The organism is Acinetobacter sp. YH01025, assembly GCF_013420185.1.
In the GTDB taxonomy this organism is placed as follows: Bacteria; Pseudomonadota; Gammaproteobacteria; order Pseudomonadales; family Moraxellaceae; genus Acinetobacter; species Acinetobacter indicus.
On record NZ_VOYR01000001.1, the window covers coordinates 1 to 15020 of the forward strand.

9 protein-coding genes are annotated in these 15020 nt (G+C 45.4%); 3 read left to right on the forward strand and 6 right to left on the reverse strand.

What is annotated here, in order from left to right:
- Nucleotides 1-4103, forward strand: a 4103-nt coding sequence (locus FTT89_RS00005) for a BapA/Bap/LapF family large adhesin (protein WP_180102769.1), incomplete at its 5' end; no start/stop codon positions are given.
- Nucleotides 4104-4186: 83 nt separating this feature from the next.
- Here the strand turns inward: FTT89_RS00005 and FTT89_RS00010 are convergent.
- From FTT89_RS00010 to FTT89_RS00015, 3 genes are all read right to left on the reverse strand, one after another.
- Nucleotides 4187-5470 carry a ribonucleotide-diphosphate reductase subunit beta gene (locus FTT89_RS00010; RefSeq protein WP_180056927.1) on the reverse strand — a complete coding sequence of 428 codons (1284 nt, stop codon included), beginning with the start codon at nucleotides 5468-5470 and terminating at the stop codon, nucleotides 4187-4189.
- A 141-nt stretch (nucleotides 5471-5611) separates the two neighbouring features.
- Entirely contained in the window at nucleotides 5612-5743 is a 132-nt protein-coding gene (locus FTT89_RS14490) for a preprotein translocase subunit YajC (RefSeq protein ID WP_081407111.1), read from the reverse strand.
- Between the two features lie 148 nt (nucleotides 5744-5891).
- On the reverse strand, nucleotides 5892-8726 hold the full coding sequence (locus tag FTT89_RS00015; RefSeq protein WP_016659875.1) for a ribonucleoside-diphosphate reductase subunit alpha: 2835 nt from the start codon (nucleotides 8724-8726) through the stop codon (nucleotides 5892-5894).
- Nucleotides 8727-9321: 595 nt separating this feature from the next.
- Between FTT89_RS00015 and bfmR the strand changes: the two genes are divergently transcribed.
- Entirely contained in the window at nucleotides 9322-10038 is a 717-nt protein-coding gene (gene bfmR / locus FTT89_RS00020) for a response regulator transcription factor BfmR (protein WP_005176018.1), read from the forward strand.
- Nucleotides 10039-10071: 33 nt separating this feature from the next.
- A complete protein-coding gene (bfmS, locus tag FTT89_RS00025) occupies nucleotides 10072-11727 on the forward strand; it encodes a sensor histidine kinase BfmS (protein ID WP_373686814.1) in 1656 nt (551 codons plus the stop codon).
- Between the two features lie 204 nt (nucleotides 11728-11931).
- On the opposite strand, the gene putP is transcribed toward bfmS, so the two are convergent.
- The 3 genes from putP to FTT89_RS00040 form a co-directional block, all read right to left on the reverse strand.
- Complete coding sequence (gene putP / locus FTT89_RS00030) at nucleotides 11932-13425, reverse strand: sodium/proline symporter PutP (protein WP_016659877.1); 1494 nt, start codon at nucleotides 13423-13425, stop codon at nucleotides 11932-11934.
- A 205-nt stretch (nucleotides 13426-13630) separates the two neighbouring features.
- Nucleotides 13631-14485 carry an SPFH domain-containing protein gene (locus FTT89_RS00035; protein WP_005176027.1) on the reverse strand — a complete coding sequence of 285 codons (855 nt, stop codon included), beginning with the start codon at nucleotides 14483-14485 and terminating at the stop codon, nucleotides 13631-13633.
- Nucleotides 14486-14495: 10 nt separating this feature from the next.
- A complete protein-coding gene (locus FTT89_RS00040) occupies nucleotides 14496-14975 on the reverse strand; it encodes an NfeD family protein (protein ID WP_005176030.1) in 480 nt (159 codons plus the stop codon).
- Nucleotides 14976-15020 lie beyond the last annotated feature (45 nt).

Genomic DNA, 15020 nt, shown 5'->3' on the forward strand with positions numbered 1-15020 from the left:
GTACAGACAAAGATGGTCTGCAAGATCGTCTGGATGCCTTGACGGATCTTGAAGTTCCAGCGGTGAATGACCAAGACGGCAATGGTATTGACGATGCAACGGACAGCTTAATCGCGGATGCAGAAGCTGCAGTAGCAGCAGCGGAAGCGGCTTATGCCGAGGCCGAGCAAGCGATTGCTGATGCGGATACAGATGGCAATGGTCTCATCACACCAGCAGAGCAGGCAGTTGCCCAGGCTGCGATTGATGAGGCTGCCGAACTAAAAGCCATCGCACAAAATGCAGTAAATGCCTTACCGACAGAAGTACAAGTTGAGAAAGACGGGTTACAAGATCGACTAGATGACTTGATCCCATTAACTGCACCAGTAGTCCAGATTGCTCTAGATGACAATGTAAATCTAGATATGGGGAATGAAATCACAACAACCGAGCCAGCTGTTGTTGATGAGAATGTTCAAGTGATTAATTTGCTTGAATCAACTGGCGGTGCGGATGCAGGAACAGAAGTGGTACTTTCTGGCTCTATAAATAGCCTTGCAATTTCAATTTCACAAACATCATTACTTGCAGTAGCTGATGCGTATCGTGTTGATGTTTTAGATGAAAATGGCAATATTGTGTATTCAGCAGTCACCCAAGACTCTGAATTAGTTGGTGATGTAGCTGGGCTGGGGATATTAGGGATTACAGGAGATAATACCTTAACTGCAACAGTATCTGATTTGCCAGCAGGTACTTATCGTGTTGTAGTCAGTAATGATGCGGGTGCCTTAACTAATCTACTTGATACTGATGGTGGTGGTATTTCACTTCAAGAACTCGGTGATGCAGGCGTGTTATTAGGTGCCGATAATCAACAAGTTGTTCTTGATGCTGTAAATAATGCTTTAGGTGGTGGTGCTATTGCAGCATTAGTCACAGAGGTTATCTTACCGCCTGTACTTACATTAGTGAATGGCCTACCTGTAGATGAACTTGTTGGCGCATTAAACGACAGTTTATTAAGTAATGCTGATGCAATTTCTTTACTTGGCTTCAGTGTAACCGGTTTGTTAGATACGATTGTTGATGCAGCAGCAACCGCACTACTTTCAAATACCCTGACTTTATTGCAGGAAACTAGCATTACTACCCAAGTGACTTCAACGATATTTGAAAATTACTCTGTCGATAATAATGTTTTAACCAATGATGAAAATCCTGAGCTAGCAACAGTTACTCATATTCAATTTGGAGACGGTGCAGCGCAAGAGGTGACTACGGGCGGTGTAAGCATTAACGGAGAGTATGGTGTTTTAACAATTTTCGCTGATGGTTCATATGAATATATTGGAAATGGTGATTTTGAATCTATCGGAAAATCAGAAGTATTTACTTATACAATATTAGGTGCGGATGGAGTAACGACTGATAGCGCAACTTTAACTATTAATATTTTGGATGATTATGCACCGGATGTTCCTGTGATTAATCCTGTAAGTGCTACAGGAGATATTACAGGTACGGCAGAAGCGGGCTCAACAGTGGTTGTAACTGATGACAACAACAATGAAATTGGCAGAACAGTCGTAAGAGCTGATGGTTTGTGGTCAATTACAAATCCAGGCTTAACAGACGGGGCAGTACTTAATGTTATAGCAATTGATGCTGCTGGTAACCCTTCTCAAGCCGCAAGTACAAGCGTTGATGCCCAAGCACCAATAACAACTCTTGTGACAAATACAACGGGTGATAGTACGCCAACTTTACAAGGTACAATTGATGATCCGACAGCAACAGTTGTTGTGACTGTGGATAGTATTAATTATACCGCAGTGAATAATGGTGATGGTACATGGACACTTGCCGATGGCCAGCTTCCAGAGTTAGCTGATGGTAGTTATAACGTTACTGTGCAAGCTATTGATGCAGCAGGCAATGAAAGCACAATTACAGACAGTTTAGTTGTTGAGGCAGTTCTATTTGCCAATGACGATTTAAATAATGTGAATGTACTTGACACGGTTATCGAAAATAATCTGACCGACAGTGGTTTTATTTTTGGACTAGCTGGTGCAAATGTATTATCAGAATTAGCAGAGATTGACTTAAGTGCAGGTGGCTTTAATTTTACTGTTGCTCCTGATACCACTCAAGATGTTTTGATAGATGTAAATGGTACAACAGGTATAGATCTTAGCGCATTAGTTAACTCAATAGGGGCATTACTTGGTCAAACTCTTTCTGCTGATTTGATGTTGGTGAATCTTGATACAGGTGAGATTGTTACAACAGTTGAAAATGCTCTTCAGTTAACACCAGCATTATTGACCACGGTAATGACAGCAGAAAATATTGAATTTACTGATATACCAGAAGGCAATTATACGATTGCTTTCTCGAGTCCGTCAGGAGATGGAGCTCTAAGTCAATTATTAAGAGCAATTGCTGATGTAGGGCTTCTTAGTGGTGTGAATATTAGTATAGAAACATCAACTCAGTACTCAACAGCAGATGCAACAGGTAATATTTTAGGGAATGGTGTAGATACAGATGTAGCAGATATTGGTGAAGGTCTGACAGTGACACAAGTCATTTCTGCTGAAACTACACATGCTGTGAATACACCAATTGCTACAGATAATACAGAAACCGCGATATCTGGTAATTACGGTATTTTGTATATGCAAGCTGATGGTTCTTATCGCTATGTAAGTAATGGGAATATTAATGATGTGGGTAAAGTTGATACATTCACTTATACAGTAGCTGATGCAGCTGGTAATACTTCACAAGCTTATCTCAATATCCGTACTGATGCTGAAGGATCAACTATTGATTGGGATGAAAATGATCTTCAAGCTGATGGTGTGATTACTGTAGATGCAGTTGATGACGATGCAACGGTTAAGATCGCGCAAACAAATAGTGTCAGTGAGTTATTACCAAAAGTACAAGTTGTCGATGCTCAGGCTACAGGAACTAATGGACCGATTACAGGGTCAGTGGTTACTAATACAACTTGGACAAATACTTATACACTTTCAGAAAGCTTTAACATTACAGAAAATACTGTAGCTAATGGAACATTAACTATTACGGCTGAATTACTAGGTACAGCATTGAATACTTCTGTAACTGAGGATTGGGGCGAGGTTACTGCGACCTACACAATTATCGGTCAAAGTGGTGAAGTGACAACCGGTATATTAACTTTAACTGACAGTACCCAAGTAGTGGATGGCTATTATACGGTAAGTATTCCACTTAACGATTTAATTGCGGGCGAATATATCCTTAATGTTAATGTGGAAAATATAACCACTAATACAGGCGCGTTCGGGGCAACGCCTGCAAATAATGGTGAGTTTACAGTTGATACGACACTTTCAGTGATTGAAACTTCATTAAATGACTTTACAACTATAGAGGGTATATATAGTGAAGAGGGTAATTTACTGGAAGAAGATATTGTTTCTAATGTAGCGACTTTCACCATTCAACAAGGAGCAGAGACATATCGCTTTGAAAATGGACATATCTATCAGAATGATGTTTTGCTGCAGAATCAGGATTCTGTAAATATTACTGGTACTTATGGAATATTAAATGTTGATGCAAGTGGTAAATACACTTACACAACGCAAGATGGTAGCGGTATTGGTCAAAAAGAGAGCTTTACTTATACTGTAAATGATGTGGGTGGTTTATCTGATACTGCGAACCTGAATATTGGAATAGGCGCTTCAATTACAGGCAGCCGTTATGATGATAGTTATTCAAGCTATGGAGGCGTAGCAGATACTGTTATTTATAATGTACTTGAAGGTGCAGAAACAGATGCAACCGGCGGAAATGGAACAGATACCTGGACCGACTTTAATGCTACTGAAGGGGATAGTATTGATATCTCAGCACTACTTGGTGAACAAAGTGTTACAAGCGAAACTTTAGGAAATTTTGTGACCCTAGAGCAACGTGGAGAGCATACCGTCGTTACGATTGATCGGGATGGTTCTGCGACAGATACTACATATGCAAAAACGGATTTGATTATACTTGAAAATACGACGGCATCTAATTTGGTGTTGGATGATTTAATTAAGTACAACCAAATTTAAATTATGAATCAGGAGGATTTTTGAATCCTCCTTTAGATTGCAAAAAAATCCCGCTCAAGAGCGGGATTTTTTAAATCTTTCGCTTACCAGCTCAACGCACCGCCCGTCTGATAATCCGTTACACGCGTCTCGAAGAAATTCTTCTCTTTACGCAGGTCCATCATCTCAGACATCCAGGCAAACGGGTTGGTCACACCGCTAAACTGCTCAGGTAAGCCCAACTGGCTTAAACGGCGGTTACAGATGAACTTCAGATATTCTTCCATCATGCCAGCATTCATACCCAATACGCCACGTGGCATGGTGTCACGCGCATATTCAATCTCAAGCATGGTGCCTTCAAGAATCATTTGAATCACTTCTTGCTGGAACTCAGCGGTCCACAAGTGCGGGTTCTCGATCTTGATCTGGTTGATCATGTCGATACCGAAGTTCAAGTGCATTGATTCATCACGCAGGATGTACTGGAACTGTTCCGCCACACCATTCATCTTGTTACGACGGCCCATTGACAGGATTTGCGTGAAACCGCAGTAGAAGAAGATGCCTTCAAGTACGCAGTAGAATGCAATCAGGTTACGCAGCAAAATCTGGTCGTTTTCAGGGGTACCGGTTTTGAAAGTCGGGTCGCTTAAAGATTGGGTGTATTTCAGGCCCCAAGCTGCTTTACGTGCGACTGATGGTACTTCACGGTACATGTTGAAGACTTCGCCTTCATCCATGCCTAAAGATTCGATACAGTACTGATAAGCATGCGTGTGAATCGCTTCTTCAAACGATTGACGCAAGATGTACTGACGGCATTCCGGGTTAGTGATGTGACGGTAGATCGCCAGAACCAGGTTATTGGCCACCAGTGAGTCAGCAGTCGAGAAGAAGCCCAGTGAGCGCATCACGATGGTACGTTCATCTTCAGTCAAGCCATTTTCAGACTTCCACAACGCGATGTCGTGGTTCATGTTAATTTCTTGTGGCATCCAGTGGTTGGCACAACCATCCAGATATTTTTGCCAAGCCCATTCGTATTTGAACGGCACCAGCTGGTTTAAGTCAGCGCGGCAGTTGATCATACGTTTGTCATCAACCTGTACGCGTCCTGCACCCATTTCCAGCTCTTCCAGGCCAGGCGCCACGTCAAGCTGTTCTAGGGAAGCAGATGCTCTTGCCAGCGAATCGGTTGAATTTGCTGATCCGCTTCGAGGGGTTGCAGCGGGTTGTGCAGCTGCCACATGCGTCTGTGGTTGCTCTGCAGCAGGTACCACTTGCGGATTAGTCGCTTTTTGCGGTTCGACGGGCGTAGGCTGGTGTTCAGGAGCAGCCGGTTTTTGCGAATCATCTTCGAAATCGTCCCAACTTAGGATAGACATATCAATTCTCTCTTCGTTGCTTTATATCTTTTATTGGACATCTCACGACGAAGGGGAGATGTCTTACTATACGCTTAATTTGTGAAAGCAAAATTAAGTTTTGCCGATGCTTGTTCTAAAAATGTACGTAGAACACGATCCTCAAGACTTATTTTGTTTTCGCTTCTGTTTGCGAATGGCCAAAAAGGCATAGACCATCGGCGTGTAAAAGAAAATAAAGGAAAAGACCAGAACCGCGAGTCCTAACATATAGTTATGAGTCATATGAGGCATGGTCTTTTCCTGTGTTATTTTCAAATACTTTGCAATCCTCCCCAAACCCCTCCTTTAATAAAGAAAGGCCTTCCCGCATATCGAATCTGATTTTGGGAAGTCCCCCTTTGGAAAAGGGGGATTTAGGGGGATTTTTATCAAGCGAGGCTTACTGGCAAGCTTCACAATCAGGATTATCAATTGAACATGCTTGTGGCACTGGTGCTGCTTGAGTGAAACCTTCTTCCTCTACAGGCGCTTCAGGTTTTTTCTCTTCAACCACTGGCGCTGCAACTACAGGAGCCGCAACGGTTGCAGGTTTAACTGCATTCAATGCACCAGTATTAATGGTTGATTTCTCAGCCGATGTTGCACCTAAAGCACGTAGGTAGTAAGTGGTTTTCAGACCACGTAACCAAGCCATCTTATAAGTGATGTCCAGTTTCTTACCATTTGCACCAGAGATATAAAGGTTCAGTGACTGTGCCTGATCAATCCATTTCTGACGACGTGACGCAGCATCTACAATCCAGCGTGGCTCAACTTCAAACGCAGTCGCAAAGATCGCTTTTAATTCTTCAGGAATACGAGAAATCTTCTGAACAGAACCTTCGAAATGTTTCAGGTCGTTGACCATTACCGCATCCCATAGGCCGCGTTCTTTCAATGCACGTACCAGGTAAGGGTTGATCACAGTGAACTCACCAGACAGGTTCGATTTCACATACAGGTTCTGGAAGGTTGGCTCAATCGATTGAGACACGCCACAGATGTTAGAAATAGTTGCTGTTGGTGCAATGGCCATCACGTTCGAGTTACGCATACCGTCTTTTTGAACTTTGGCACGTAAAGTGTCCCAGTCCAGACGTTGGGTACGATCAACTTCAAACATGCGCTCAGGACGGGTTTTCGCTACCAGCTCTAAAGAGTCGATTGGTAAAATACCCTGATCCCATAATGAACCTTTGAAGGTTTCATAGGTACCACGTTCAACCGCCAGATCACTTGAGGTTTGAATTGCGTAGTAAGAAATCACTTCCATTGATTCATCAGCAAAATCAACTGCTGCATCAGAACCGTAGGCAATACCCATTTCGTACAGTGCATCCTGGAAGCCCATGATCCCCATACCTACCGGACGGTGACGCAGGTTCGAGTTTTTCGCCTGTGGTACCGCGTAGTAGTTGATGTCGATCACGTTGTCGAGCATACGTACCGCAGTTTTGATGGTACGTGCCAGTTTTTCATGATCCAGCTTGCCGCCTTGAACGTGCTGTACCAGGTTAATTGAACCCAGGTTACAGACCGCGATTTCATCTTTGCTGGTGTTCAGGGTAATTTCTGTACACAAGTTAGATGAGTGCACCACGCCTACGTGTTGTTGTGGTGAACGCAGGTTACATACGTCTTTGAATGTAATCCACGGATGGCCGGTTTCGAACAGCATCGACAGCATTTTGCGCCATAAGTCTTTGGCACGTACTTTCTTGTGCAGCAGGTTCTGTTCTTTCGCCACCGCTTCGTAATGCGTATAGCGCTCAGTGAAGGCCTGGCCAGTCAGATCATGCAGGTCTGGTGTTTCAGATGGCGTGAACAGGGTCCATTCTGCATCTTCAAACACACGTTGCATGAATAAGTCAGGAACCCAGTTGGCTGTGTTCATGTCATGGGTACGACGACGGTCATCACCGGTGTTCTTACGCAGTTCCAGGAATTCTTCGATGTCTAAGTGCCAGGTTTCAAGGTAGGCACACACCGCACCTTTACGCTTACCACCCTGGTTCACCGCAACCGCAGTATCGTTTGCGACTTTCAGGAACGGTACCACACCTTGTGATTTACCGTTGGTCCCTTTGATGTAAGAGTTCAGGGCACGAACTGGAGTCCAGTCATTACCTAAACCGCCTGCCCATTTAGACAGCATTGCGTTATCACGCATTGCGCCATAAATATCGTACAGGTCATCACCAATGGTGGTGAGGTAACAGCTAGATAACTGCGGACGTAGCGTACCTGAGTTAAACAGGGTAGGCGTAGAAGCCATGTAGTCGAAGCTCGACAACAAGTTATAGAACTCAATTGCACGTTCTTCTTTGTTGTCTTCGTTCAGCGCCAGACCCATAGAAACGCGCATGAAGAACAATTGTGGCAATTCGAAACGGATACCATCTTTATGGATGAAGTAACGGTCGAATAACGTCTGTAAACCAAGATACGTAAACTGGTTAGAACGTTCTGGCTGAATGGCAGCGGCCAGTTTTGCCAGATCAAAGTTCAGCAGGTCTTCTGACAGCAGCTCCAGCTCGATACCTTTTTTCAGGAAGGTTTCCAGAGCTTCGCCTTCAGGGGTTTCTACTGGTAGACCCAGGAACTCCAGGCCTGTTGCCACTAAGTCATTACACAGCAGGCGCGCAGTAACGTAAGTATAATTTGGTTCCTGTTCAATACGGGTACGCGTCGCCATCATCATGGTGGTTGAGATGTCTGACTCTTTTACGCCGTTGTACAGGTTTTTCACGGTTTCATCGACAATGGCCTGAACATCAATGCCTTCAAGACCTTCAGCTGCAGTGGTGACGGTTGCTGTCAATGCACTTAAATCCAGTGGCTTTAACTGGCCCTGGCTGTCAGTGATCTGTAAGGTCGGGTGATGGTTGGCACCCATCTGCTTACGTGCTTCAGAACGTTGTTCGCGATAGATGACATAAGCACGAGCAACTTTCTGTTCGCCTGTACGCATAAGCGCAAGCTCAACCTGGTCCTGAATTTCTTCAATGTGAATGGTGCCGCCTGATGGTAAACGACGCTTAAACGTGTTCAGAACCATTTCAGTCAGTTGTTCGATACGGTCATGAATACGGCTGGAATCGGCGCTTTGCTGACCTTCAACCGCCAGGAAAGCTTTACCAATCGCTACAGAGATTTTTTCTGCATCGAAAGGGGCCACTTCACCGGTGCGTTTAATCACCTGAAGTTGACCGGGTGTGGATGTGATTACGCTCATGTCAGCATAGCTCCATTGTCATCTATTGTTATGTTTATAGACCATTGAACCGGGCAAAAAATAGGCCACAGTGTTTGAGGAATAAACACAAGACTTAGTGGTTTAAAATTGAATTGAACACAAGATACGGGAAATTTTAGGGTAGATCAATATTGACTTTTCTTTAAAATTTTTGGCGTTTTTTGGATAAAATCTTTTGCAAAAAAATCCCCGATTTGTCCATTCGGCTATAAGCCTTATCGGACAAGGGCATAGCATAACAAAGCCGGTATAATCTGCTTATAGATAAACGTGTGGATAACTAAAAATCTCTTTGAACAGTCAGTCACATTCTGATCAATGGCCAAAAGCTGCAAAAAAATTGTACATTTTAAAAAGATTTATGTTGTTGAATTCATGGAATTCAGTTAAAAAGAGAAAAGTATAAGGAATTCAATAATTAATAAAAATATAACAAAAAGCTACTTTGATGTATCAGTTTAGTGAATAGCATCTTGTTTACAATGTAAACGTGTGTATATTGCAGAATATATTTCGACGTATCTACCGGATTTTAAAAGGATAGAATACGTTTAATCAAATAAAGGGGCAGTTCATGAGCCAAGAAGAAAAGTTACCAAAAATTTTAATTGTTGAAGATGATGAGCGTCTGGCACGTTTAACTCAGGAATACCTGATCCGTAACGGACTGGAAGTGGGCGTCGAGCCAGATGGGAACCGCGCCATCCGCCGTATTATCGCGGAGCAACCAGATTTAGTGGTGCTGGATGTGATGCTGCCGGGTGCAGACGGTTTAACCATTTGCCGTGAGGTTCGTCCACATTATCATCAACCGATTCTGATGCTCACTGCACGTACTGAAGATATGGATCAGGTTCTGGGTCTGGAAATGGGTGCAGATGACTATGTCGCCAAGCCGGTTCAGCCACGTGTTCTGCTGGCGCGTATTCGTGCCTTGCTGCGCCGTACTGACAAAGCCCCTGAAGATGAAGTGGCACAGCGTATCGAATTTGATGACCTGGTCATCGACAATGGTGGCCGCTCGGTAACCTTGAATGGTGAACTGGTTGATTTCACCAGTGCAGAATATGACCTGCTCTGGTTACTGGCTTCGAATGCTGGCCGTATCCTGTCGCGTGAAGATATTTTCGAGCGCCTGCGCGGGATTGAATATGACGGTCAGGACCGTTCAATTGACGTACGTATTTCGCGCATCCGTCCAAAAATTGGCGATGACCCGGAAAATCCAAAGCGTATTAAAACTGTACGCAGCAAAGGATACTTATTTGTCAAAGAAACGAATGGTATATAATCATCGCGCGTATCTGAGATAGGATGGTTTTTCGTGTTCAAACACAGCATATTCTTGCGGATTTATGCAGGATTGGTGATTCTGGTGGCATTGGTGGCCGTGTTAGGCTATCTGCTGGTTCAGATCATTAACTATCAGCGCGCGCAAGAATATCGTGAATCCCTGACCGATGGTATGGCCTATATCATTAGTGAAGGGGTGGCGCGACAACCCAATGAGCAGCAAAAGCAGGACTGGATTTCAGATGCCTCGGATTTGCTGGAACTGCCTATCTATTATATTGCTGCCGATAAGGTCGAGCTGTCACGGGCCGAACTGAAACGGATCAAAGAGCGCAAGGCTGCGGTACGTTACGATGCAGAAACGACCACAGCCTATATTATTATGGGCCTGAGAAATGACCCGGAACACTATCTGTATATCAAGGCCGATGAAATTACCGAACGGCAAATGAAGGCACTGCCGATCTTTATTCTGGATTATCTGGTCTATTTCCCGGGACAGGAAAAAGAATATCTGGCCCGTATCCAGGATCAGTTTTCTTATCCTATCGACATTCAGAACATTGCCGATTTACCGCTCGACTCCGAGCAGATTGGCCGTTTAAGGCTGGACCACAGCATTATCCTGTATCGGGATAATGCCAGCGTACGTGGCACCACCATCTCCATTATTTCGCCAATGCCGAATTCGCCGTCCGAGGTGCTGGTACTTGGTCCGGTTCCGCTGTTTAACTGGATGCCATTCCAGCTGGCGGCCGGGATTACCTTGCTGAGTCTGTTTATTCTGAGTCTGGGCATTTATGGCCTGATTCTGCCGATGCAGCGCAAAATCCGTGAAGTAAATTTCGCCCTGAACCGCATGAAAACCGGCGATTTAAACCTGCGTTTACCCATTGACGGTTCAGATGAAATGGCCAGTCTGGCCTCCAGCTATAACAGCATGTCCGATCATATCCAGCGTCTGATTGAAGCCCAGCGCGAGCTGATGCGCGCGGTATCGCATGAACTGCGTACCCCGGTAGCGCGGATTCGTTTTGGGATGGAAATGCTGGCCGAAGAAGATGATTACGAATACCGGATTCAGCAGCTGGACATGATTGATAAAGACATTGAAGCACTGAATACCCTGATTGACGAGATCATGACCTATGCCAAACTGGAGCAGGGCATGCCATCGTTGGAAATTGAAAAAGTGGTGCTGTTTGATGTGCTGGATCAGGTGGTCAATGAAACCGACGCACTGAAAACCGGTAAGGACATTCAGCTGCAAACCATGTCGACCAGTCTGGAAGTCGATGCCGAGCGCCGTTATTTACACCGCGTGGTGCAGAACTTGGTCGGGAATGCGGTGCGTTATTGTGACCACAAGGTACTGGTCAGCGGTGGCGTGACTGCACAAGGCGTGGCTTATGTCTGTGTGGAAGATGATGGGCCGGGCATTCCAGAAGAAGACCGGAGCCGCGTATTTGAAGCCTTTGCCCGTTTAGATGATAGCCGTACCCGTGCCTCTGGGGGGTATGGTCTGGGCCTGTCGATTGTCAGCCGGATTGCCTACTGGTTTGGCGGCAAGATTGAGGTGGATCAGAGCACCACTTTGGGCGGTGCACGTTTTATTATGTCCTGGCCGGCGCAGCGCTTTAGCAAGTCGCGTAAAAAGCAGGGCAATAAAGAAGGGCTGGAATCTTAAACGCTGCTTCAAAGATTCAGCTAAAGAACAGCAGCAAGGGGCGTTTGCTGTTCTTTGGTGGGAGAGTTGGGTCAGAGATTGTCAGCCATTGTCACCATCCAAAATGGTCCGCGTACTCTCTTTCTGTCCAGTCTTTGAATTGATCAATTGAGTTGCAAAAAAATAGCCAGTGATGTCACTGGTTATTTTTTTTGCATGGAGCAATTATTGAGTCTGTTCTTTGTACAAGCGGTCTGCTTCATCAAAACGCTCAGTAATGCTGCTGCTTGGCGCTTTGCCCAGCAAGCTCACCACAATAATGGCAATGAACGAGCAGACAAAGCCCGGAATAATTTCATAGATACCGGTATCGCCCCAGACATTTTTCCAGAGAATCACCATCACCGCACCCACAATCATGCCGGCCAGCGCACCATTTAAAGTCATGCGTTTCCAGAATAAAGACAAAATAATCAGTGGACCAAAAGCGGCACCAAAACCAGCCCAGGCATAAGCCACCAGGCCCAGCACTTTCGACTCAGGATTACCGGCCATCCATATTGCCAGCAGGGCAATCAGTAATACCATTAAACGGCCAACCCAGACCAGCTCTTTTTGTGAGGCAGATTTTCGCAGGAACGATTTATAAAAGTCTTCAGTCAGAGTACTTGAACACACCAGCAGCTGACAGCTTAGGGTACTCATCACCGCAGCCAGAATTGCCGCCAGTACAATACCAGCCACCCACGGGTTAAACAGGATTTTGGTCAGCTCCATAAACACGGTTTCAGGGTTGGCATTCACCACCCCGGCCAGTTCCGGATGTTGCTGGAAGTAGGCAATACCAAAGAAACCGGCCGCCACCGCACCACCTAAACACAGGATCATCCAGGTCATGCCAATACGGCGTGCATTTGGAATTGACTTCACCGAATCTGCCGCCATGAAGCGCACCAGAATGTGGGGCTGACCGAAATAACCCAGGCCCCAGGCCAGTAACGAGATAATCGCAACAATACTTAAATCACCGACCAGATTCATGGCTTGTGGACGCGCAGCTTCCAGTGCCAGCGTCACTTGGGATAAATCAGAAAAGGTCAGCAGGGTGACAATAGGCGTCAGGATTAAGGCAAAGATCATCAGGCCAGCCTGAATGGTGTCTGTCCAGGACACCGCCAAGAAGCCGCCAATAAAAACATAGCTGATGGTGGCAATGGCACTGATCCATAAGGCCGTGCTATACGACATTTCAAACATACTTTCGAACAAGCGCGCACCGGCCACCATGCCAGAGGCACAGTAAATCGCAAAGAAAATCAGAATCACAAAGGCGGATACAATACGCAGCACTTTTTTCTGGTCATTAAAGCGATTGGAGAAATAATCCGGTAAGGTCAGGGCATTGTGCTGCACTTCGGTATGTACCCGTAAGCGGCCCGCAACCAGTAACCAGTTCAGCCAGGCACCAATAATCAGACCAATGGCAATCCACACCTCAGATAAACCGGACAGATAAATTGCTCCCGGTAAACCCATCAATAACCAGCCACTCATATCCGATGCGCCAGCAGACAGGGCCGTGACAAAGCTGCCTAAACGGCGGCCACCCAGAATATAGTCTGAAAAGTTGGTGGTTGCGCGATAGGCCATCAGACCAATCGCGATCATGGCGACAATATAAAACAGAAAGGTGATTAAGGTCGGATTTAGGGAGCTCATACGGTATCCATATAGTATGTTGGACAGTAAAGGACTTATGGCCTCAATGCGTTCCATGCAAATTCTTGATGGATACTCACAAGTCCTGAAAGATTCAAAAAATGAAGGCGAAATTTAACCATAATTTTGCATGAAATACTGATTTTTCTTTCAGGCAATAAAAATAGACAGCATCCAGGCTGTCTATTTTTGGCTAAAAAGGTGCTTAGTTTTGTCGGCCCATGACCCCACGAATGGTATTCAGAATATCCGCCGGTAACACCACTGTCTTGGCATTTGGCGACTTCGACATATCCTGCATGGCTTTTACATATTGTTCACCAAGCAGATAGGCCACCGGAATTTCTTTATCGCCGACTGCTGTCGTGACCATTTCAATGGCACGTTGTGAGGCTTCGGCCAGCACCACTTGTGCTTCGGCATCACGGCGTGAAGCTTCAAGACGGCCTTCGGCTTCCAGAATGGCTGCCTGTTTTTCACCATCGGCTTTGGTTACGGTGGCACGACGCTGACGTTCTGCTGCCGCCTGTTCTTCCATTGCCGACTGCATTGTGTTGGATGGCTTAATATCTTGAATTTCAACGGTTTTAAGGGTAATACCCCAGTCCGCAATATCATCTGAAATCGAGGCTTTTAAACGTGCCTTAATATGGTCACGTGAGGACAGCGCATCATCCAGATCCATTTCACCGACAATAGAACGCAACGAGGTTTGTACCAGGTTCTGAATGGCCCAAGAATAGTTTTCAATCCCGTACACCGCTTTTTCTGGCGTGGTCAGGTTAATGTAGGCCACCGCGTTCATCAGCAGGACGGCGTTATCGCGGCTGATGACTTCCTGAGACGGAATGTCCAGCACAATGTCTTTGGTGGTGACTTTATAGGCCACTTCATCGACATAGGGAATTACGAAGTTCAGACCCGGACTTAGGGTGGTGTGGTATTTACCCAAACGTTGCACAATCCATTTATAGCCTTGTGGAACAATACGCACCCCTTTAAAAATGGTGATGGCCACAAAGGCCAGCAGGGCTAAAACAATAATGGAGCCAGCATTCATTTTATATTACTCACTGTTTTTCGTTGTCATTCTGCAGGCTATGCAACTGCACAACCAGATCATTGCCAAGAATATCGACCACACGCACACGATCACCGACCTGCACCGGACTTAGAGTGCGGCAGTTCCATTCATCAGAACCGAGCACCGGCATCGGAAAACGGACTTTCACTTCGTCATGCTCCAGATTGGTCTGGATGACCATACCAATCTGGCCGATGGTGGCTTCCCGTGACAGGCCGGCTTTGGTTTTATCAATCGACAGTGGTTTAATAAATTTAAACCAGAGCAGGGTACACAGCACCGATAAAATGATCCACATCACCAGCTGCGTGGTGGTGCCCATCATCGGGAACAGCAGATATAAAACGCCCACCATCAGCGCGCCCACGCCAAACCAGAGCGCAGCAAAAGCCGGCAGCAGCAGCTCGGAAAGAATCAGCAAAATGCCTAAAACAAACCAGTGCCAAGGTTCAAGAACAAATTCCATACATCGACTCGTCGCGAATGATTGTAAAAAGAATCATTGATATAG